This is a genomic window from Helicobacter sp., assembly GCF_014799995.1.
Taxonomy (GTDB): domain Bacteria; phylum Campylobacterota; class Campylobacteria; order Campylobacterales; family Helicobacteraceae; genus Helicobacter_D.
This window is the reverse complement of record NZ_JAAVGY010000017.1, coordinates 1-21,699: the sequence shown is the minus strand read 5'-3', so window position 1 is coordinate 21,699 and position 21,699 is coordinate 1. Positions and strand designations below refer to the sequence as shown.

Here is a 21,699-nt window from a genome sequence, read left to right as displayed (position 1 = left end):
TTTAGGGTAGCATTTTGTCTTGAGCATATTCGCATTTATAGGATTCTAGCATTTTGTCTTGTGTTTCTTGCTCAAAGAGGAATCGCAAGGCTTCAATTACGCTATCGCCTTTGGGCGTATTGGCGACAGCTTTGAGATTAATCGTTAAGTCGTGCAAAAAGACATTAAACGCATTGTGCAAGGTTTTTTCAATGTTTTTTTCATAATCTTTTGGGAGATAGCCTTTTGCGATTCCTTTTTGCAATTCTTTCGCCGCAGCGTCTTTAGCGAGAGTGCGAATGGTTTTAATCAAAGGTTCTACATTGAGACTTTGTTGCCAGCTAAAAAAGTCTTGCGTAGATTTTCCTACGATTCCATAGGCGATTTTTGCTTGCTCCTCACGCAATGCCAAATTCTTGCGCACAATATCTTCTAAATCATCTACCGCATAAATATGGATTTTGTCGCATTTGTCCATAATCTCGCGCTCAATGTCTCTTGGGACAGCCAAATCAAACCAATAGCGATTCCAATCTTTTGCCTCTACCATATCGTGGGTGATAATCGTGTGCGGCGCGCCTGTGGCACTAAAGATAAGCGGAATCTCATTGATATAAACGCCAATGTCTTTGAAACTTTCCGCTCGGATTTTGGCATTTGGATAAAGAGTGAAAATCTCATCACAGATTTTTTGGGCGTTTTGAATCTCGCGATTGACAATCAAGACTTCACAATTTGCATTAATCAAATGTTTTGCACAAATGGCACTCATTTCGCCTGCACCAACGACTAGCGCGAATTGGTTTTTTAAATCTCCTAGAATCTCTTTTGCCTTTGCCACTGCCGTGCTTGCGACAGAAACGGAGTTTTCTGAAATGCTTGTAGAATTGCGCACGCTAGCGGCACAACGAAAGGCAAAGTGAATCGCGCGCGAAAGATACAGCCCACAACAGCCCAATTCGTAAGAGAATTTAAAGGCACTCTTGAGTTGTCCTGAAATCTGTGTTTCTCCGATAACCAAGCTATCAAGCGAGCTTGCTACGCTAAAGAGGTGGTGGATTGCGCTTAAGTTTTCGTAACTATCGGCGTGTTCTTGCAGTTTTTCTAAAGGAATCTTGGAATAGTTGCTTAGCTTGTCTAATAAAAATTCTTCCGCTTTTTCGGTATTTTGGACATTTAAGATAAACTCAATGCGGTTACAGGTAGAGAGAATCACCGCTTCGCTAATGAATTTGTTCTCTACTAAGTCTAGCAAAAACTCCTTTGTCGCGGGATTCTTTGTATCTAGGCTTAAGGCTTCACGCATAGCAATGTCAGTATTTTTATGTGAATAGCTTAAAAGATAGTAATCCATTGATTTCCTTAAAAGTCGCGCTCAATCATTTCGCGCATAATTTCTATAAGTTTATCACAAGATTGATTAGCAATCGCTTCAATGCCACGATTGCCCAAATCTTTTGCCAAAGCAATGCTATAAGCAAGGGCATTGTTGGCTTTTAACTCTTTGAGAATCCAAGTTTGTTCTTGGGGTTGCAAGTCTTTTTTGAACGCGTTTTTCAAACGCATTTTATCAGAATCGTTAAGCTTATGATAGAGATAAATATAAGGCAAGGTGGTTTTACCCTCTTTAAAATCGCTCAAAGCAGGCTTGCCTAGGGTTTTAGAATCTGAAACAATATCTAGCACATCGTCAATGATTTGGAATGCGATTCCTAGATTGCGCCCATAAAGGCGGAATCCCTGCGCCTCCTCTGTGCTTTTGTTTGCCAAAAATGCCGCTGCATATGCAGTTGCTTCAATGAGTGCGGCGGTTTTGTGTTCTATCATTTGGAGATATTTGCTCTCATCAGTGTTAAAGTCTTTTGCAAGTTCTACATCCTCTATTTCACCAATGGCGAGCGTTGCAACAGCATTAGCGATAATGCGTGGAATCATAGGATACTTTTCTTGTAATCTTGTAAGCTCGCAAAAGGCTTTGGAGTAAAACACATCGCCTAGCATAATTGCGTTTTTATCTCCAAAAAGCGCGTTAATAGAGGGTTTAGAACGTCTCGTGAGTGCGTCATCAATCACATCATCGTGCAGAAGTGAAGCACTTTGAATCATTTCAATAATAGCACAAAGCGTAAGGCATTCCTCACTTTCGCCCGCGATATTGAGCGCAAGCTTGGAACGAAGCATTTTACCTTGTTGTAGGTTGCGACTAAGCGTCAGCACAAGCGGGGATTTTAACTCCTCTAAAAATTCTTGAATTTTTGTTTCAATGCGCGCTAAAGCCTCCATTGGGCACTTTCCTTTCATCTATAATATTAAAATCTCTATCACCTTGGAAAAGATAATATTTCAAAGTGGCGATTTTTTTGGTGCGATGATAATCTTTGAAGCATAGCATAAAAAAGGGCTCTTCGTTATAATATTTTTGCTCGGGTTTGAGCAAGGGAACTTTGTAACATCTGCGTTGATAGTCTTGATAGAGAATGAATTGATGGGGAAAAGAATCGTAGTTTAAGTGCATTACCAAGCCCTCATTCTTTAGCAATGTCCAACGAAAAAACAATGTCTTCGCCGCGTCTCCTGCTTGCAGAGTCAAGAGATAAAACTCGTCTTTGTTGAGCTCAAGGAATCTTTCTGTTTTCCATACAGGCGGAGCAAATAGGGAAGAAATGCCAAGAATCGTACTTAAAACTGCCGATAAACCAAAGGCAAAAAATACTTTCATCTCCAAGATTCCTTAATGACTTTTGTCATTTTTGCTTTTCTTAAGTCGCAAACCGCATTACTCATTTTGTGTTAAGATATTGCCCATAGACTCAATGGCAATATTTTGTGTGCGGCGGTGGATTTCCTCTGAAGATTCTTCGCTACGCATTAAATAAGCCAATTCCTCTTCCCACATTTCGCCCAAACGTTTTTCTAGCAAAATTTCCATTGCCGCTTGACGCTCTAGCATATTGGTGAGCTCTTTCGCGCTTAAACCCTGCGAAGCGTTGAAAATAATCTCAATCCATTTTTCTTGAGGCAAACCCTCTAAAATGTGTTCCATTAAGATTCCTTATATGATTTTAATCGTGCAAGCACAGCGTTTTGGTGTGCGTCTAATCCCTCCGTGTGTGCGAGGATTCCACATTCAGCCCCCATTTGCTTGATTCCCTTTTGTGAAAATGCAATGATAGAGGATTTTTTCATAAAATGCTCTGTGGAAAGGGGTGAAAAAAACTTCGCACTTCCACCTGTTGGCAAGGTGTGGTTTGGTCCTGCAATATAATCTCCAATGGGTTCAGGGGTGTTTTCGCCGATGAAAATCGCACCCGCGTGTTTGATACAAGGTAAGATTTCTAAAGGATTCTTGACGAGCAATTCTAGGTGTTCTGGGGCAATTTGATTCATCAAGGCAATGCCCTCTTGAATATCTTTTACGACAATGATTGCCCCGCGTTCATTAATGGATTTTGCGGTGATTTCTCTACGCGGTAAGGTAGGCAAAAGCTCTTCAATCTTTTGTGCGACTTCGTGCGCAAGGCTTTCATTGGTGGTAATCAAAATAGAGCTTGCCATTTCGTCGTGTTCTGCTTGAGAGAGCAAATCCCACGCGAGATAATCTGCTTTTGCCTCCCCGTCATTTAAGATTCCAATTTCACTAGGTCCGGCAATCATATCAATATGGACTTCGCCAAAGACAAGTTTTTTTGCCGTAGCGACATAGATATTTCCCGGTCCCGTGATAACATCTACTTTAGCGATTCCCTCTCCTTGCGAATTTTGCGCACCAAAAGCGAGCGCACCAATCGCACTTGCTCCCCCAATCTTATAGGCTTCTTTGATTCCACACAGAAACATTGCGGCGAGTAGTAGGGCGTTGGGCTCGTTATGGGGAGTTGGCGTGCAAACCACGATTTCTTGAACGCCTGCAACAATTGCCGGAATTGCATTCATCAGAAGTGAGCTAGGATAAGCCGCTTTGCCGCCGGGAATATATAATCCTGCCCTATCCATTGGCGTAACTTTCTGCCCTAGAATGTTTCCATTTTCTTCAAAGTCTAGCCAAGTTTTGGGCTTTTGTTTGGAGTGGAAAGCATAAATGCGCTCATAGGCTAATTGTAAAGAATCCTTTAGTGGCTTATCTAGGGTTTCGTAAGCCTTTTGCATTTGCTCTTGTGTGATTTTTAGCTCCGCAAAGTTTGCGGGATTCCAATTATCAAAACGCGCCACTTGTGCTAGAATCGCACTTTGTCCTTGCGTTTTAATCTCCTCTAACAACTCTTTGACGCGTCCTTCCACGCTTTCTATGTCCATAGCACCACGTGCAAGCAGGGCTTTAAAGTTTGTTTCAAAATCTGTATCACTATTTTTTAGCACAGCAATCATTCTAGCTCCTTTAAGGTGTATTGTAACTTTTTAATGTTTAATTTTTATTAATGCGCTTAGATTCTGTATGTTGCACTGCTTTAGGGTAAAATTGTCCAAAAGTTTGATAAAATTATTACCAAACTTTTTAAAGGCGCGAAATGCAAGATTTGCAAGATTCTAAGCTGCAAGCAATTTTGAAGCAATCCAAAGTAATTGCGGTGCTTGGACTTTCTCCAGAAGCCAATAAGCCAAGCCATAGAGTGGCGCAATTTTTGCAAGATAAGGGCTATAAAATCTTGCCCATTTATCCTAGAGGGGGCGAGATTCTAGGTGAGAAAGCGTATCAAAGCCTCCAAGAAGCCTTTGAAGCACAGAGGCAAGCGGGGGTGTCCATAGATATTTTGAATGTTTTTCGTAAAAGTGAGGCTCTACCCCAAGTGGCACGCGAAGTGCTAGAATTAAAAAATCCTCCCCAATGTGTTTGGGTACAGTTGGGATTAGAAAATGCACAAGCAAAGGAAATGCTTAATAATGTAAAAATCCTCTATGTTGAAAATTTATGTATCAAACTTGAATATGAAAGGTTACTCTAATGATTCCACTCTCTAAGATTATGGACGCTAAAGCGCGGCTAGAAGGTGTCGTGCAGCATACAAAACTAGCATTTGCCCCCAAGCTTAGCCAAATTTGTGGGGCAAAAGTCTATGTCAAGCAAGAAAACTTGCAAAACACAGGTTCTTTTAAATTGCGCGGGGCTTTTAATAAAATCTCCTCTTTGAGCCAAGAAGAACGCGCTTGTGGTGTGATTGCTTCAAGTGCAGGTAATCACGCACAAGGGGTTGCATATAGCGCAAAACACTATGGAATCAAAGGCGTGATTGTAATGCCTGAAGCCACACCTTTGTTAAAAGTTATGGGCGTAAAAGAACTTGGAGCAGAAGCAATCCTCAAGGGAAATAACTATGATGAAGCTTATTCCTATGCTTTAGAATACGCCAAAACACACCATTTGCAATTTATTCACCCCTTTGCAGATGAGGAGGTGATTGCTGGACAAGGCACGGTCGCATTAGAAATCATTGAAGACCAAAGCCATTTAAGCACGATTGTTGTTCCCATTGGTGGGGGTGGATTGATTTCTGGAATCGCAGCGGCTTATAAGCAAATGCTCCCAAGTGTGCGAATTATCGGGGTAGTCGCAGAGGGTGCTCCCGGAATGTATCATTCTTATCACAAAAAAGAGATTCAAAGCACACAATCTGTCCGCACAATCGCCGATGGCATTGCAGTGCGCGATGTGAATCCTAAGAATTTTGAATACATTTTGGAATCCGTAGATGAAGTCGTAATGGTAGATGATGAAGAGATTGCAAACGCAGTTTTATATCTGCTAGAGAATCAAAAATTAGTCGTAGAAGGTGCGGGTGCAAGTGTCGTTGCCGCTATTTTGCACCATAAATTTAAAATTAGAGAAAACGAATCTTTAGGCTTAGTGCTTAGTGGAGGCAATATTGATGTAACAATGCTTGGCACAATCATTGAAAAAGGTTTAGTGCGCTCTCATCGTAAAATGCAGATTCGTGTAACCTTGATTGACAAGCCCGGAAGCCTACAAAAGTTAAGCGACTTGCTGTCTAATCTTGGTGCAAATATCGTCAAAATTGACTTTGATAGGACTTCTACTTCGCTTGCCTTTGGGGATACTAATATTACGATTATGCTTGAAACCAAAGGGAAAGAGCATCAAAACGCCATTCGCTTGCAATTACAAAAACAAGGCTATGTTTTTGTAGAGATTTAAGGAAACTTACACAATGGAATCCCAAGCGCGCATTTATTTTTGGTTCTTTGTCCTGCTTTGTTTGAGCGTGAGCGTGCTTTTGTGGATGTTAAGCACTCTTAGCATTAGCTATGATGAGGCGCAAGAGTTTTTTAATCCAAGCGGTTTTGGCGGATTTGCTAGCTACTTTAGCGTGCGTCTTTTGGGGCAGAATGATTGGGGTTTGCGTTTGCCTTTTTTATCCTTGCATTTTTGCAATACGTTCTTAATCTTTTATTTCTCTAAAGGATTTTTGAAACGTCCTAGTGATGCGCTCTTTTGTGCAATGTTGTTTTTGCTGCTTCCGGGCGCGAACGCTGCTGCGATTCTTATTTCTAATAGCGGAATCGTGATTGCCTTAACGCTTATCTTGTGTATTTGGGTGCAAAAATACGGTACGATTCCTTATGTGTTACTTCTCCTTATGGTTTTTGTGGATAAAAGCTTTGCCTTGCTGTTTGTCGCATTGATTTTTTATGGAATAGAGCGCAAAAACACGCCTTTAATTTTCTTGTCTTTGGGATTTTTTGCGCTTAATATGTATTACTTCGGATTAGAAATTGGGGGACACCCAAGCAGCTATTTTTTAGATGTGAATGGGCATTTGTTGTTGATTTTCTCTCCTCTTTTGTTTTTGTATTTTTTATATACTATTTATCGTTATTTCAATCTAAGCCAAAAGCCTTTAATTTGGTATATTGCAAGCACGGCACTTGGGTTTATTTGGCTGCTCTCCTTGCGCCAACGCGTGCAAACAGAATCTTTCGCCCCTCTGCTTCTCCTAGCACTTCCTCTAATGGTAAAGCTTTATTTCTCCGGGCTTCGTGTGCGTTTGCCTCAATTTCGCGCGCGTTATACGATTCCCTTTCTGGCGACTTTTATCTTTTTGATAATGTTAAGTGGAATGTTATTCTTGTCTAAACCGCTCTTTGTGCTTTTTCCTAATGCTAATGAACATTTTGCCTTTCGGCATTTTATTGCGAAAGAAATCGCACAATCGCTTCAAGCCAAAGGAATCCATAGTGTTAAAACAGAGGCAAAAATGCAGGAACGTTTAAGATTCTATGGAATCTCTGAAGGCGGTTTGAGGCTTTCAAACAAACCCAAACCAAATGCTTTAAAGATTCCAATTATTTATTATAATCAACACATTATGACTTTTTATGCTTATTGAAGCAGCTTGTGTAAAATGAAGAAATCTGCATTGAGTTTGCTAGAAATTTTGCTTGTGCTTGGGATATTGGGCGTTTTAGCTTCATTGGGTTTTGCTTGGTTTCCGGATTCTAAATTGCATTTAGCGCAAAATCAGATTATCGCTCATTTGAACTACGCACGTTTTTTGAGTTTGAGCAGTGTGAAGCAGATTACACAGAGTGCCTTTTGTCAAAGTGATTACTGCGAAGCAGAACGCAAACGTTGGAGCGAATCCTTTTGGAGATTGCAATTTTCTCAACTCCAAGACATTGGCTATGCGTATTATATTTATAGCGATTCTGCGCGTGCGGTAAGCACGAAGCACTTTGATGACCGCCCACGCGATGCGCAAGAAATTGCACGCGACCCATTGGATAATAAGTATCTTAATAGTTACAATTATGACAATTCTAAGTTTGCTAATGCTTTGCGTGCAGGAGATTTGGCGATTACCAAACGTTATGGAATCTTATCTGTGAGTATGAGTGGGGGTTGTGGAGAGAGTGAGGGCGGAAGAATTTTGTTTAACGAATTGGGGTTTTTGCGTTGCAAAAAACCTTATGAACCTGTTACGATTCCTAGCGGAATGGTGCGTTTAGAGTTACAAGGCAGCAGCAAAAAGAGTGTCGGGATTTGTATTTTGGAAAGCGGAATTGTTAAAAAATGCTAAATGCTGAAATTTTCTTAAAATTATGCTACAATTAGAATCATATTTTAAGGTGTGCTAAAAATTAGAATAATGAATAAGCAAAACCTTGCGAAAAAGCACTTCGGACAGAATTTTTTGCAAGATGAAAGTGTGCTAGAAGCGATTGTCCAATCCATTCCCAAGATAAAAGAAGCAGAATATATAGAAATTGGGGCTGGCTTAGGTGATCTAACAAATAAGCTATTAGGCTTAGGGAATATCACTGCTTATGAGGTTGATAAGGATTTGATTCCTTATTTGCAAAAACGTTTTAAAGTCGCAATAGATTGTGGGCAATTATGCCTTGAAATAGGCGATGTGCTAGAGAGTTGGACGGGGATTAGCTTGCGAGAGAAGCCTTATTTTCTCGTTTCTAATTTACCTTATTACATTGCGACTTTGCTAGTGGTTAAAACCATAAAAGACCCGCTAGCACTTGGTTGCGTTGTGATGACGCAAAAGGAAGTGGCATTGAAATTTTGCGCACAATGCGGGCAAAGTGATTTTAGTGCCTTGAGTGTGTTGGCGCAAAGTGTCGGAGGAGCGAAATTGCTCTTTGATGTTCCTCCAAGCGCATTTGTGCCACCGCCTAAAGTAACCTCTGCGGTGTTTTTGCTAGAAAAAACCGCAATCCCTCAAACCCTTAAGGATTTGGGCGCGTTAGAGGAATTACTCAAGATTGCATTTAGCGCACCAAGGAAGACGATTTTAAACAATTTGGGCAAAGTTTATAACAAAGAAAGAGTGCTTGAGGCTTTAGAATCTTTAGAATTGCCCCCGACAAAACGACCTCACGAGATTGATACGACTAATTATCACCGACTTTTGAAAATTTTGTAAAAGGCGGAAATTCTTATGGAAGAAAATAAAACAAATGAAAATCGGACAGAAAACGCAAACGAGAGACATTCTAAACTAGAAAGCTCTACGGAAAAAAGTTATGAAACTCCTTACAAGACTAAAGAAGAAAAGGGTGAAAATAGGGAGAATCCCAAACCTAATAAACGCCGATTCAAGCCCAAGCCGCGACAAGGCGAGGAAGCTAGTGGAATAGAAAAACCAAGAAACCCTCAAAAACCACAGAATCGTAATCGTCATAATCCACGATTCAAAAAACAAGAAAATGGGCAAAACAATCCAAGTGAGACAAGAGAGAATCGCGGAAAGTTTGATAAAAATTATGGCAATAAAGAAGTCAATGCGTCTAACTTGGAATTGCGTAAAGCCGTAGAATTGAATGCCAAAGTGCATGAGAGTGCGCTCACATTGCATTCTCAAGTAGAGGTGAATCCTAATGGCAAGGTGCGTATCACGCCTTTAGGAGGTTTGGGCGAGATTGGCGGTAATATGACGATTATTGAAACGCAAAATAGCGCGATTATTATTGACGCGGGAATGAGCTTCCCTGATGATAGTTTGCACGGCGTGGATATTTTGGTGCCAGATTTTAGCTATTTAGAAGTAATTAAAGACAAAATTGCAGGGATTGTCATCACGCACGCGCACGAAGACCATATCGGCGCAATGCCTTATTTGTTTAAAAAATACCAATTCCCTATTTATGGCACGCCTTTGCCCTTAGGATTGATTGGCTCTAAATTTGATGAGCACGGGCTCAAAAAATTTCGCTCTCTTTTTCGCCCAGTGGAGAAGCGAAAACCTATCCAAATTGGAGAATTTGAGATTGAATGGATACATATCACGCACTCTATCGTGGATTCTAGTGCCTTAGCTATTAAAACCGAAGCGGGATTGATTTTTCATACCGGAGATTTTAAGATTGACCACACGCCCATTGATGGCTATCCAACAGATTTAAATAGAATCGCATATTATGGAGAACAAGGCGTGCTGCTGCTGCTTAGCGATTCCACTAATTCGCATAAAAATGGCTACACACCGAGTGAAGCAAGTGTAGGACCAGCGTTTGATTTGTTGTTTTCTCGGGCGAAAGGGCGCGTGATTATGAGCACTTTTAGCTCTAATATTCATCGCGTGTATCAAGCCATTAACCACGGACTTAAATATGGACGCAAAGTCGCAGTCATTGGAAGGTCTATGGAGAAAAACTTAGAAATCGCAAGGACTTTGGGCTATATTGATTTGCCGCAAAATATTTTTATTGAAGCGCACGAAGTGGCGAAGTATGCCGATGAAGAAGTCTTGATTGTAACCACCGGCTCACAAGGCGAAACGATGAGTGCATTATATAGAATGGCAACAGACGAACATCGTCATGTCAAAATCAAACCCAGCGATACAATTATTTTGTCCGCTAAAGCGATTCCGGGCAACGAAGGCTCTGTGTCTAATATTTTGAACTTTTTAAACAAAGCGGGCGCGAAAGTCTATTATCAAGATTTTAGTGAAATTCACACAAGCGGACACGCGGCACAAGAAGAACAAAAGCTTATGTTGCGTCTCGTGAAGCCAAAATTCTTCTTACCTGTGCATGGGGAGTATAATCATATCTTAAGACACAAAGAAACCGCAGTGAGTTGTGGTGTAGAGGAGCGCAATATCTATCTTATGGAAGATGGCGACCAAATGGAAATCGCGCACAATTATTTGCGCAAAGTGCGTAGCGTGAAGACAGGCAAAACTTATATTGACAATCAAGTCAATTCCACGATTTCTAATGATGTGATTTTAGATAGGCAAAATCTAGCAGAAAACGGAATCTTAATCGTGCATTTAGAGCTAAGCAAAGCTAGAAATTCTTTGATTTCTAAGCCACGCATTCAAAGTATGGGGATTATTGCCAATAAAGATACAATGGCATTCAATAAGGAGATTGAAGAGTTTTTTAGCCTCTTTGTGAAAAACTGCAAACAAGAGCTATATAATAGCCAAAAAGGTATGGAAAACGAGATAAGAAATGCACTAAGAAAGCTAATGTTTAAAAAGACTAAACGTTACCCAACGATTATTCCTATCGTGGATTTGCGGTAAGATTGCATAGAATCCCAACGAGAGCCTACAAAATTAAGGGTGAGATTCTTTGATTGTCTAAAGTCTCGCCTTTGAATCTTAAAATTTCATTGTTTGATTCCCTTAAAGTGCATTACGATAGATTGCCACGCAAGTTTTGCAAACTTGCTCACAATGACATTCCCCACTGCGTCCTTGCTAGGTGCGTGGAAGCAATCCATAAGAATAACATTTCTCAAGCAAACTCTATCGGGTCTATATCTATTTCACAAGTCATTTCACACAAGGGTAAAAGTGCTTGGTGCAAATCTTTTACCTTTGTGCTACGTAGTAGAATCACATAACGCCATTTACCTGCGATACGCGGTATTGGGGCGATTCCACTTCCTACAATCTCTACCTTTAGCGATTCCGCGTTAATCTTTGTTTGTAAAAGCATAAGGGTTTGCTGCATTAATTGCTGCGATTTTTCTTGATTTTTTTGACTAAAATGCACCAAAGCAAGACGCACAAAAGGCGGGTATAGAGGTGAGCGCATTGCGAGTTCTTCCTCTATAAACCCCGCATAATCTCCTAAGAATTTTTCAAAAAAGCCTTGATGCAAAGTCTGCACAAGCACTTTGCCATTTTCCTTGCGCCCACTCCTACCCGATAGCTGAAACATTAGAGACAAGGCTTTCTCTCTCGCCCTATAATCGCCACTATACAAAAGATAATCCAAGCCCAAAACCACGCTCAAATTCACATTATGATAATCGTGCCCTTTAGAGAGCATTTGTGTGCCAACCAAAATATCAATTTTGTGTTGGTTGAATGCCTCTAGGGTGCTTTTGAGTTTGTGCTGTGTGGTAATGGAATCACGGTCAAAGCACGCAATTTTAGCATTTGGCAAGAATCTTATCAAATGTTCAGAAAATTCCTGTGTCCCCATACGTAAGCTTTGCAATGCCCCACCACATTGGGGACAAACATTAGGAGCTGCTTGGGTGAAATGACAATAATGGCATTTCAAGCTAGAATCCCTCTTATGCAAGCTCAAAGATACGCTACAATGCGGACACTCTATGCTAGCCCCGCATTCTTGACAGAGCAAATGTTTGAAATTTGCACGAGTGGGCAAAAATACAATCGCCTGTTTAGAATCGCAGAAGTTTTGCTCCAACGCACTTAAGATACTAGAATCCAACACATCACTACTTGGACAAAACACATAACTTTTTTGTGTCTCAAAATATGTCCCTCTCAAGCGAAAAATCGCATTTTGTGCTTTGGCTTTATGGTAAGTCGTTACAAGAGGCGTTGCGCTGCCTAGCACAATCTTGATTCCTTGTATTTTAGCGAGATACAAAGCCACATCACGTGCGTGATAACGCGGCTTAGAATTGGATTTATACGCATCATCGTGTTCCTCATCTATGAGGATTAAATCCAAACCCTCTAAGGGCAAAAAGAGTGCCGAGCGCGCACCGGCTAGGATTCTGACTTTGCCCTCTTTTAAATTTTGCAAAATTTCCTTTTTGGCTTTGCTTGTGATTTTAGAATGCCAAAACGCAAGACATTCGCCAAAAACCGCCTTGAGACGCTTTTCCATTTGGGGCGTGAGCGAAATCTCGGGCATTAGAAAAAGTGCGTTTTTGCCTTTATGCAAAGTCTGATTGAGTAAATGGATATAAATTTCTGTCTTGCCGCTCCCCGTATCACCAAAGAGCAAAGAGCTTTGACGCGCATTAATAAACTCTAAAGCCTGTTGCTGTTTGGTACTTAAAGGCTTGAGCGTGAAATTTAAACTTGGAAAATTCTTGATAGAATCCCTAGCAAAAGGTGTAAAAAGGCTAAAGCTAAGTGCGTAAGAGGAGCAATAATAGCTTGCGATAAATTCCGCAACTTGACATTGTAAGGGTGAGAATTTAAAGCCTAAAGGCAAAGCCTCTTTGCATTCAAATTCTGGTTTTTCGCACTCTCTTAATACAACGCCTTGCGCTTGCTTTTCTTTTAATGGAATCTCTACTAATGTGCCAATTTCTAATGCCTCTTGGCTCACATAAGTCAATAAGGGGGAATTGCGTTTTAGAGGGGCAATTTGATAATAAAAGAGGGGTAGATTATGCAAATTAACTTGATTTGGCTTGGTTTGAAATCTCATCAGATTGCGCCAACTGCGCAATCACTGCTTCTTCGCCCAAAGATTCTATTGTATTTTCTGTTGCTTTTACTTCTTGAATATTGTCGGCTTCGTGGGGGATTGGATTTATTGTTTGGATTTGATTTTGCGATTCTAAGTCTTGTAATTTCTGATTTGCTTTTAGAATCCCACTTTTAAGCACATTATTAATTTCAGAGTATTCTAAAAAGATGCGTAAAAGGTCAATTGGATTAATGTTATTGGATTCATCTACTAGAGATTTTAAGGATTCCAATGTCGCACTTGAAATTTCACTTATGGGAATATCGTAATAACGTCCCATAATGCAAACGCGAAAAAAATCACTCTCGTTCATTGGCGACCAAGAACATTTTGGATTTTGTTAAGCACATTTTCTAGCTCACGTTCTTTGACGCCGATTTCATCGTAAAGCGAACTAATTTCGCTATTTTTTGCTTCATTTTCGGCTTTTAACAGCACGATTTGCTGACGCAATGCTTGGCTCTCGTCTCGTTGTTTTTGCAATTCATCTATCAGTGCATCAATACCTTCTAAGAGTTTGCTTGAGAGGTTTTTTGCTTCTTCCATATTCATCTTTCCTTGCAAGTAAAAGTAGATTTTATTTTAGCATTATTTTAAGCCTTTTATATAAAAAACGCAAGATTTCTAAGGAATCTTATGCAAAAATTCACACTTTAATTCACTTTAGGTTTCATTTATGTTCAAATTACACTCTCCCTTTAAACCCTCTGGCGACCAACCAGAAGCAATTAAGGCTTTAAGTAGTTTTATCCGACAAGGCAACCAATACCAAACACTCATTGGTGTAACAGGAAGTGGCAAAACTTTCTCTATGGCACATATCATAGAATCTCTACAAATGCCAACTTTGATTATGACGCACAACAAGACTTTAGCAGCACAACTTTATAGTGAATTTAAAGGCTTTTTTCCCAAAAATCACGTAGAATACTTCATCTCACACTTTGACTATTATCAGCCTGAAGCTTACATTCCGCGTCAAGACTTGTTTATTGAAAAGGATTCTAGCATTAATGAGGAACTAGAGAGGTTGCGGCTAAGTGCCACTACTTCGCTTCTAGCCTATGATGATAGCATTGTAGTCGCTTCTGTCTCGGCAAACTATGGCTTAGGAAACCCGCGTGAATATTTGGAAATGATTGAAAAGTTTGAGGAGGGACAATCCTACCATCAAAAATCCCTCTTGTTGCGTTTAGTAGAAATGGGTTACAAACGCAATGATAACTTTTTCAATCGTGGAGACTTTCGTGTCAATGGAGAAGTCATAGACATTTATCCCGCATATAGTGAAGATGAGATTCTGCGCCTAGAATTTTTTGGAGATGAATTAGAATCCATTAGTCTTTCGGACTCTGTGGATAGAAAATTACTTAAAAAGCTAGAATCCTTTGTGCTCTATGCAGCAAATCCCTTTATTGTGGGTGAGGAGAGGCTAAAAAGCGCGATTAAAAGCATAGAGGAAGAGTTGGCAACACGACTAGAGTTTTTCAAATCTCAAGGCAAAATGGTAGAATACGAACGCCTAAAATCCCGAACAGAATTTGATTTGGAAATGATTAGTGCGACAGGAATCTGCAAAGGTATTGAAAACTATGCGCGTCATTTAACCGGCAAAAAACCCGGTGAGACGCCCTATTCTCTATTAGATTATTTTGCACAAAAAAACAAACCCTACCTACTGATTGTAGATGAAAGCCACGTGAGCCTGCCACAATTTGGCGGAATGTATGCCGGAGATAGAAGTCGCAAGGAAGTGCTTGTAGAGTATGGATTCCGCTTGCCAAGCGCACTAGATAATCGTCCTTTAAGATACGAAGAATTTATAGAAAAAGCCCCACATTTCTTGTTTGTTTCTGCCACACCCGCACAAAAAGAGCTAGATTTGAGTGGCACGCATACAGCAGAACAATTGATTCGCCCGACAGGCTTGCTAGACCCGACTTATGAAGTGCTAGAGGTGGATAGACAAGTGGAGATTCTCTACGATAGGGCAAAAGAAGTAATTGCTAGAGGGGAACGCGTGCTTGTAACAGCACTTACCAAAAAAATGGCAGAGGAATTAACGAAATATTACAGCGACTTAGGACTCAAGGTGCGCTATATGCACTCCGATATTGATGCGATTGAGCGCAATCAAATCATTCGCGCTTTAAGGGCTGGAGAATTTGACATTTTGGTAGGAATCAATCTACTGCGTGAGGGGCTAGATTTGCCCGAAGTGTCTTTAATTGCGATTTTGGACGCAGACAAAGAGGGATTCTTACGTAGTGAGACAAGCCTAATTCAAACAATGGGACGCGCGGCAAGGAATCTTAATGGGCATGTCTTGCTTTTTGCAGATAAAATCACTCCCTCTATGCAAAAAGCTATGGAGATTACGGATTATCGCAGAGACAAGCAATCTGCATATAACAAAGCACACCATATCACACCGCAAAGCGTTTCAAGAAAGCTAGATGAGGATTTAAAGAATCAAGATTTGGGAATGCTCTATGAAAAAGCCAAAAAAAGCAAAGACAGATTGCCCAAAGCCGAGCGTGAAAAACTCATCAAAGAGCTAAGCAAGAAAATGCACGAAGCGGCAAAGAAATTAGAATTTGAGGAAGCAGCAAGATTGCGTGATGAGATTGCTAAACTTAGGGCATTATAAGTCAAAGTGCTTGCGTCATTATGTCCTTGCAAGCAAATCTGCAAAACCTGTCGTTATTTGTCATTGCGAAACCTCTAGGGTTGTGGCAATCTATAATCTTATAACAAGTAAAATCTAAAAAGCAAGGTTAAAGTTATAGAATTGCTAGATTATGGATTGCTTCGCTTCGCTCGCAATGACATTTCCCACTGTGTCCTCGCGAGCGTGATTTATCACGCGTGGCGATTTATAGCTTTATCTTAAAGATTCCATTGCAAAATTTACTTTTTGCAAAACGATAGATTGCCTTTCTTATATTTGCAAGGATGCGGTAGAATTATAAAATAGGGAATAGCATTAAGATTTATAAGAGGGTTTTATATGATGACGATAATGAATGCAAGCAATAAAAGTAAAATAAATTGGACGATTAATTTTATCAAAAAAAGCTTAATTAATTTTTACCTTTCTCCTCTTCCTTTCCTAAAAGCAGATTCCGACTTTTGCAAAACCACAAAAATGCTTCATAAGTTTTGAACTTCTCATATCCCAAAATACGCCAAATGTCTTTAATGCGCTCTCCTTGTTTAATCCGCATTTTGATTCGTTCTATATCCTTGTCAAACACACTATTAAAGGAGTTTTTGGGACGCCCTAGCCTTTTGCCCTTAAGCTTGGCATTTTGCAATCCCGCTTTGGTTCTTAGAGAGATAAACTCCCTTTCCGCTTCAGCCACATAAGCATAAATACTCAAAAGCAACTTGGACAAGGCATTATCAAAAGTCGTAAGCTCGGGTTGTCGTATAAAAATAATTGAAATTCCTTTGTTTTCTAATTCCAAAACAAGAGAAATCGTCTCAAGCATATTTCTCCCAAGCCTTGATAATTCTGTGGTAATCAGTAAATCACCGCTCTTTAAACTCTTTTTCAATGTGGCGATTTTTCTTGTTTCTTGTGATTGTTTGGAGCTTATTTCTACTGCAAACCAATCATCTATTGCAATTTTTTTGTTTTGACAATATTCAAAAATTTGAAGTTTTTGCGTGTTTAAATCCTGTTTATTTGTGCTAACCCTAATATATGCAATGCGTTTCAATGGGCTTCCTAGTAGTTTTTGAGAATTATAGCTTACATTAGAGTGAAATGAAAATTAATCGTCCAATTTATTTTATTTGCGGACATAAGGAGAGTGGGCAGTTAAGAAAGATAGCAAGGAGGTATTTTGAAAGTTTTGTCCCCTTTAGCTTTCCCATATACACTGCAAGCTCTCCTTATGATAGCAAATAAAATTTAGGAATCACAAAAAACATAAGGAGAATAAATGAAAATCTCATTGATTGCGAGCCGCTGCTTAGTTGGTTCTATGGCTTTAAGTTTATCTGCGCTTAGCTTGTATGCGACAGATGTTACAACAAAATCGGAGTTTGAGACAAATTTCATCAAACAAGAGGGAACGAATAATTACAAAAACAAAAACAACGATGCCACACTAGCAATTAAGCTCCCTACTACTGAGGCAGTAAAAGTGCAAGCATTGCTAGGTGCAAATGGCAGAATCATCGTAGATAACGCAGCTAATGAAATCACCCTAGGTGCAGCAGACACAGATATTTTTGGTTCTACTTTACAAATGATTGATGACCCAAACAATAAATTTTATGGGTTTGATCTCACGAGCACTCACGCAAATGGAATCACCAATGGAGGGGCACTCAATGTAGGCAAGGATTCCACTATCACAGGGAATTTTACAAATAACAATGCCTTAAATATCTTAGGAAGCAAGCTAGATATTACAGGGGATTTTACACAAGCTAGTGGCACAGAACTTGGAATCGCTCAAGGAGCATTGAATATCAAAGGTGCAGTTAATATGCAAGGAGATGTAGGCTTACAATCCGGTAAGATTAATGTTACAGGCTCTTATACAGAGGGTGGAGCAACAGATTATTATTTCTATAACTTCTATAACTTGAACAGTCTTATTAGCGTGCGAAAGGCTGGAGGAGACACACCGCCTGCCAACGACGGACAAATCAGTTTGAATGCAAGTTCAACATTCACAATTGATACTTTGGAGCGTGCATTAGCGGACGACCTCAATCTAATGATTGCAGAGGGTGGATTCGCCCTTGCTTCGCTTGGCACACAAGATGCGACAAGCAAGCTTTGGGGGACGAACCTCACAGAAAACAATCCCACAGTACGTTTTGTTGCAAATGCAGCGAGATTCTTAGATAATCCAAGCCTACTCGCGGGAATTGAAGTTGAAGATCTAATGTTTTACCAAGAGGCGCAAACAGGAGGCACTCCCGGTACCGAGCGATCTTACACGCTCTATATCTCTGAAGACAAAAAGACTTTATTTGTCAAAGTTGAGGCAGCAGGAGGTTTAGCAGCAGATACGACAAAAAATGCAACACAAGCAGAAATCATCACAGCACTCAATACTGCGATAGAATCTCAAATCGCTGCAGATAAAGCTGCAATTGGAACTAGTTCCTCCGATACCGGTACTGCACGCGAAGCTATCGCAAATGTGAAAACAGCAGAGAGTGATAAAGTTACTGCCGCAACTGCTGCTATTACAGCCGCGGATACCGCTATCACAACACAACAAGGGATTCTTGATAATTCTGCTTCCACAGATGCACAAAAAGTAGCTGCACAAACAGCACTTACGGATGCACAAGCAGAAAAAAGCAAACAAGAAGCAATCAAAGCTCAAGCAGAAGCAAATATCGCTAAACTAGACGAAGCTGAAACACAACTTGCAGACAAATTCACCGCACTAACTATTTCCACAGCGGCAACAGACGCAGAAAAACTTCAAGAAAATCTTGCAACACTTGTGGGAGACAATTATGCTGGAATCGCACAACAAGCCCTCATCGTAACAACGAACAAAAACGAAAATAAACTTCTTATGGCTCTTGCAACTGATTCAGGAGACTTAAAAGCGACAAGCGTTTCACTAGAGAATGCAGGGAATCTAAGCGAAGCGTATGGGATTTTAAGCTCTTTTGCGGGTAGCTCTGTGAATGTCAATGAAGCCTTAAATGTCATTACGAATCGCAATTTCTTCAAAAATACAAGAGAGAATGCGAAATCTGCTTCTACGCTTGCAAATGCTTCTACTTCCGCATTAAGTGGAATCAATATCGCAAACGAAATGTCTATTAGCAATCGTGTCGCAGCCTATAATAACCCTTATGGAGCAAGACTTGCAAATATCGGCTCTGACGCAACAGGAAACTACTATGATACCTACAAAGCAAGCGTGTGGGCAAACGCATTTGGTGGTGCAAGCATCATTGATGGCGATAGCGGTGGGCTCTATGGTGTAACTTTGGGAGTAGATGGAAATGTAACTGATAATCTACTCTTGGGTGCTTATTTCACTTATGCTAACTCTACATTGAAAGATAACGCATTAAAGCAAGAAGCAGACAACTACCAAATCGGGCTTTATTCTTTGGTTAAATTCGCAGAAACTTGGGAACTAGGGCTTAAAGGCTATGGACAATGGGGCTCAACAGACCAAGAATCACGCAATATTGCAGGGCTAAACACTGCTGACTTTACCAAAAAATTCTTTGGCTTAAGCGGAAGCTTAGGGAGAGTGTTTGACCTCTCTAATGGCAACTTCTTAAAACCTTTTGCAGGATTAAACTATTATTATAGCTTTACACCTTCTTATACAGAAAAAGGCACAATCCTAGCCCAACACGTCCAATCCTCTACAAACAATTCTGTAAGTATTGATGTGGGATTAGAATACAGAAAATACTTCGGAAGTAGCTCTTATCTCTATGTTGTGCCAAAAGTTGAACAATATATCGTCAATAATGGTGATGATTTTGTCGCAAAATTCGTAGGTTCAAACACAAACTTTTCTATTGATGGAGATGATAAAAAACGCACTTATGGACAAATCTTGCTTGGAGGCAATATAGAGCTTACACAAGATTGGGTATTAAATGTAGGTTTAGGCGCAAAACAAATCCTAGCAGGGAAGTTTGAATCTAAAAACGAAACCTATTTAAACGGAAATGCGGGATTAAAATATAGATTTTAACAACGATAAACGAGTGTTGCTTGCGTCTTATGACGCACACACTTCGTTTTAGAATTTCAGTTTATCCTCCTTTTGCTATCTTCCCAAAGGAAGATAGTCGTAATGCTTGCTTTTAAAATCTTTTCTTTATAAACATTGTCTTTACAAACTCGCTTACGCGTTCTTGTGCAATTTTATTACTCTGTCATTGTGAAATCTCCAATAACAAGTATGGCAATGCGCAAGTGTGCAAGAGTATAAATTACTGCGTCATTTCATTCCTCACAAGGACGCAATAAGAATCTTTAACATTTTTGGCTATAATTTTAATATCTTTATTTTAAGGAGTTGGAATGAAAAAGTTATTCATTGGAATTTTGACTTTGCTAGGAGTGAGTATGATGGCATTTGCAAAGCCCAATATCGTGATTCTAGCCACAGGTGGAACGATTGCTGGGGAAGCCAAAAGCGACCTTGCAACCACAGGTTATAAGGCAGGAAGTTTAGGGGTTGAGGTATTAATTAATGCTGTGCCCGAGCTAAAAAACATTGCGAATATCAGTGGCGAGCAAGTAGCAAACATTGATAGCTCCAATATGACAGACCAAGTTTGGCTGACACTCGCAGACAAAGTCAATTCACTCTTGGGAAGTTCTAAAGTTGATGGAATCGTCATCACTCACGGAACAGACACAATGGAAGAAACAGCTTATTTTTTGAATCTTGTTGTCAAAAATAACAAACCTGTTGTGTTCACAGGAGCAATGAGACCCGCAACGGCTATTAGTGCCGATGGACCTAAAAACCTTTATAATGCAGTTGCGCTTGCGGGAGACAAAAATGCAAGAAACAAAGGCGTAATGGTGGCAATCAATGACAAAATTTATAGCGCAAGAGAAGTAAGCAAGACGCACACGCTCAATGTAGAAACCTTTAAAGCACCCAATAGCGGAGAAATCGGCTACATCGTAGATGGAAAAGTATTTTTTAATTCTCTTAGTGTCAAACCCCATACCAAAGATTCTCCTTTCAGTGTTAAAGGCTTGAAAGAATTGCCCAAAGTAGATATTGTCTATACTTATGCTAATGATGGTTCAAAAGTTGCGGTAGAAGCCTTTTTAAATGCTGGAGCAAAAGGCTTGGTTGTCGCAGGAAGTGGCGCGGGAAGCATTCACGAAAATCAAAAAGCTTACCTCATTGATCTTTTAGCGCAGAAAAAACTTGTCGTGGCAAAAAGCTCACGCGTGGGTTCTGGATTAGTCCCACTTAGCGAGGAAGAAATCCAACAAGGATTCGTAAATGCTAATAACCTCAACCCACAAAAAGCAAGGGTGCTTTTAATGCTAGCCCTTACGAAAACAAAAAACCCAAAAGAAATTCAAAAATATTTTGACCTCTATTAGATTGTATCTATGCTTGCATTCTCCTATGCAAGCATAGATTGCCATATTTAAATGAAGCGAGCCATTGTGAGGAATGTGTGAAGCATTAGAATCCCGCTATTGGACTTAAGATTCCATTATTAAGATTGCTTTATGCGGTCTCATTTCTTTTTCTCCCTAAACTCTCTTTTAAGTCTTGGAACTTCTTGAAAATAGAATCTTAAATACCCTCCTTTATACCAATCTTTATCCGCTTGCATTAAGGCAACTCCAAGTTTATAAGTGAAGCATTCTTTTTCTTTTAAGGCTTCTTTATAGTCGGGATAAGATTCTAGCTTTGGCAATTTCAAAGAGGGATTCTTTTTAATTTTTGCTTCATATTCTAAAATCTCTTTTTTATGGGATTCTTTAATATAAGATAGCACATAAGGCATTCTAATATATCCCCACAGACTCTTAGAGTTTAGAATCAATGCTTGCCCTAGCTT

At 39.9% G+C, this 21,699-nt stretch carries 19 protein-coding genes and 1 pseudogene; 9 read left to right on the top strand and 11 right to left on the bottom strand.

Annotated features, from left to right (window positions below; genetic code table 11):
• Position 1 precedes the first annotated feature (1 nt).
• Genes hemA through hisD form a run of 5 tightly spaced genes read right to left on the bottom strand, consistent with a single transcriptional unit; the run spans position 2 to position 4,344 of the window.
• On the bottom strand, positions 2 to 1,333 hold the full coding sequence (gene hemA, locus HDT10_RS03195; protein WP_290879920.1) for a glutamyl-tRNA reductase: 1,332 nt from the start codon (positions 1,331 to 1,333) through the stop codon (positions 2 to 4).
• Between the two features lie 8 nt (positions 1,334 to 1,341).
• Positions 1,342 to 2,262, bottom strand: coding sequence for a polyprenyl synthetase family protein (locus HDT10_RS03190; RefSeq protein ID WP_290879918.1), 921 nt, complete (start codon positions 2,260 to 2,262; stop codon positions 1,342 to 1,344).
• Complete coding sequence (locus tag HDT10_RS03185; RefSeq protein ID WP_290879916.1) at positions 2,240 to 2,698, bottom strand: hypothetical protein; 459 nt, start codon at positions 2,696 to 2,698, stop codon at positions 2,240 to 2,242. Before HDT10_RS03185 ends, HDT10_RS03190 begins: the two co-directional genes overlap by 23 nt.
• Positions 2,699 to 2,755: 57 nt before the next feature.
• Positions 2,756 to 3,022: a DUF2018 family protein gene (locus HDT10_RS03180; RefSeq protein WP_290879914.1), complete on the bottom strand. Its 267-nt coding sequence runs from the start codon at positions 3,020 to 3,022 to the stop codon at positions 2,756 to 2,758.
• A complete protein-coding gene (gene hisD / locus HDT10_RS03175; RefSeq protein WP_290879912.1) occupies positions 3,022 to 4,344 on the bottom strand; it encodes a histidinol dehydrogenase in 1,323 nt (440 codons plus the stop codon). The genes HDT10_RS03180 and hisD overlap by 1 nt, the downstream gene beginning before the upstream one ends.
• A 140-nt stretch (positions 4,345 to 4,484) precedes the next feature.
• Between hisD and HDT10_RS03170 the strand changes: the two genes are divergently transcribed.
• From HDT10_RS03170 to HDT10_RS03145, 6 genes are all read left to right on the top strand, one after another.
• Complete coding sequence (locus tag HDT10_RS03170) at positions 4,485 to 4,919, top strand: CoA-binding protein (RefSeq protein WP_290879909.1); 435 nt, start codon at positions 4,485 to 4,487, stop codon at positions 4,917 to 4,919.
• Positions 4,919 to 6,127, top strand: a complete 1,209-nt coding sequence (ilvA, locus tag HDT10_RS03165; RefSeq protein ID WP_290879906.1) for a threonine ammonia-lyase — start codon at positions 4,919 to 4,921, stop codon at positions 6,125 to 6,127. The genes HDT10_RS03170 and ilvA overlap by 1 nt, the downstream gene beginning before the upstream one ends.
• A 13-nt stretch (positions 6,128 to 6,140) precedes the next feature.
• Positions 6,141 to 7,319 carry a hypothetical protein gene (locus HDT10_RS03160; RefSeq protein WP_290879904.1) on the top strand — a complete coding sequence of 393 codons (1,179 nt, stop codon included), beginning with the start codon at positions 6,141 to 6,143 and terminating at the stop codon, positions 7,317 to 7,319.
• Between the two features lie 15 nt (positions 7,320 to 7,334).
• Entirely contained in the window at positions 7,335 to 8,009 is a 675-nt protein-coding gene (locus tag HDT10_RS03155) for a prepilin-type cleavage/methylation domain-containing protein (RefSeq protein WP_290879903.1), read from the top strand.
• Positions 8,010 to 8,078: 69 nt separating this feature from the next.
• Positions 8,079 to 8,867 carry a 16S rRNA (adenine(1518)-N(6)/adenine(1519)-N(6))-dimethyltransferase RsmA gene (gene rsmA / locus HDT10_RS03150; protein ID WP_290879901.1) on the top strand — a complete coding sequence of 263 codons (789 nt, stop codon included), beginning with the start codon at positions 8,079 to 8,081 and terminating at the stop codon, positions 8,865 to 8,867.
• A 15-nt stretch (positions 8,868 to 8,882) separates the two neighbouring features.
• Positions 8,883 to 10,979, top strand: coding sequence for a ribonuclease J (locus HDT10_RS03145; protein ID WP_290879899.1), 2,097 nt, complete (start codon positions 8,883 to 8,885; stop codon positions 10,977 to 10,979).
• Positions 10,980 to 11,065: 86 nt separating this feature from the next.
• Here the strand turns inward: HDT10_RS03145 and HDT10_RS03140 are convergent, their stop codons facing one another.
• From HDT10_RS03140 to HDT10_RS03125, 4 genes are read right to left on the bottom strand one after another with little or no spacing between them, the layout of a single operon-like run.
• Positions 11,066 to 11,197 (bottom strand): hypothetical protein, encoded by a 132-nt coding sequence (locus HDT10_RS03140; RefSeq protein ID WP_290879897.1) that lies wholly within the window; start codon positions 11,195 to 11,197, stop codon positions 11,066 to 11,068.
• Positions 11,194 to 13,101, bottom strand: a complete 1,908-nt coding sequence (locus HDT10_RS03135) for a primosomal protein N' (RefSeq protein ID WP_290879896.1) — start codon at positions 13,099 to 13,101, stop codon at positions 11,194 to 11,196. The genes HDT10_RS03140 and HDT10_RS03135 overlap by 4 nt, the downstream gene beginning before the upstream one ends.
• Positions 13,070 to 13,456, bottom strand: coding sequence for a hypothetical protein (locus tag HDT10_RS03130; protein WP_290879894.1), 387 nt, complete (start codon positions 13,454 to 13,456; stop codon positions 13,070 to 13,072). The genes HDT10_RS03135 and HDT10_RS03130 overlap by 32 nt, the downstream gene beginning before the upstream one ends.
• Positions 13,453 to 13,689, bottom strand: a complete 237-nt coding sequence (locus tag HDT10_RS03125; protein WP_290879892.1) for a hypothetical protein — start codon at positions 13,687 to 13,689, stop codon at positions 13,453 to 13,455. Before HDT10_RS03125 ends, HDT10_RS03130 begins: the two co-directional genes overlap by 4 nt.
• Positions 13,690 to 13,819: 130 nt before the next feature.
• Here HDT10_RS03125 and uvrB point away from each other — a divergent pair, with 130 nt between their 5' ends.
• Complete coding sequence (gene uvrB / locus HDT10_RS03120) at positions 13,820 to 15,793, top strand: excinuclease ABC subunit UvrB (RefSeq protein WP_290879890.1); 1,974 nt, start codon at positions 13,820 to 13,822, stop codon at positions 15,791 to 15,793.
• Positions 15,794 to 16,226: 433 nt separating this feature from the next.
• Here uvrB and HDT10_RS03115 read toward each other — a convergent pair whose 3' ends face one another.
• Positions 16,227 to 16,868: a recombinase family protein gene (locus tag HDT10_RS03115; RefSeq protein WP_290879887.1), complete on the bottom strand. Its 642-nt coding sequence runs from the start codon at positions 16,866 to 16,868 to the stop codon at positions 16,227 to 16,229.
• Between the two features lie 225 nt (positions 16,869 to 17,093).
• Here HDT10_RS03115 and HDT10_RS03110 point away from each other — a divergent pair, with 225 nt between their 5' ends.
• Together HDT10_RS03110 and HDT10_RS03105 are read left to right on the top strand one after the other, a co-directional pair.
• Positions 17,094 to 19,850 carry an autotransporter domain-containing protein gene (locus HDT10_RS03110; protein ID WP_290879884.1) on the top strand — a complete coding sequence of 919 codons (2,757 nt, stop codon included), beginning with the start codon at positions 17,094 to 17,096 and terminating at the stop codon, positions 19,848 to 19,850.
• A 332-nt stretch (positions 19,851 to 20,182) separates the two neighbouring features.
• Entirely contained in the window at positions 20,183 to 21,232 is a 1,050-nt protein-coding gene (locus HDT10_RS03105; RefSeq protein WP_290879881.1) for a type II asparaginase, read from the top strand.
• A gap of 140 nt (positions 21,233 to 21,372) precedes the next feature.
• On the opposite strand, the pseudogene HDT10_RS03100 reads toward HDT10_RS03105, so the two are convergent.
• A pseudogene (locus tag HDT10_RS03100) lies at positions 21,373 to 21,699 on the bottom strand (sugar transferase); the annotation flags it as partial.